The following is a 290-nucleotide window of genomic DNA, read 5'->3' as shown; positions in this document are numbered from 1 at the left end:
GTCGATTTTCACTGATATTGCTTCGCGCGCGTTTTGTGCCGCCATGTTCATCGTCTTATGGAGCAATCGCCAGCATCCCTAATGATTCGGCAGTTGAAATTAGTGCAGTTATTACAAAAGAAGGACCGAAACCAATAGCGATGGGTGATCTACCTATCTCTGTCAGGGGGCTTGTTCAACAAATTAAATCCTTCAAACGAATTGCAGCAGAAGCGGCCGTCACTGGGGATTATCATTTAGCCGTATTGGCTTTAACGATTAATCCACTAGTTGCATCAGATACATTAGCA

The 290-nt window shown here is 44.1% G+C and carries 1 protein-coding gene; it reads left to right on the top strand.

Going from position 1 to position 290, the window contains the following annotated elements; all coding sequences use genetic code 11:
* Window positions 1-290: family 4 glycosyl hydrolase (locus tag PZE06_RS28780; RefSeq protein WP_483314103.1), on the top strand; the 290-nt coding region annotated here is incomplete at both ends.

Origin of the sequence: Robertmurraya sp. DFI.2.37 (assembly GCF_029211245.1) — a bacterium.
In the GTDB taxonomy this organism is placed as follows: domain Bacteria; phylum Bacillota; class Bacilli; order Bacillales; family Cytobacillaceae; genus Robertmurraya; species Robertmurraya methanolica_A.
The sequence above is the reverse complement of the archived record's forward strand: the minus strand, read 5'-3'. Positions and strand labels throughout refer to the sequence as shown.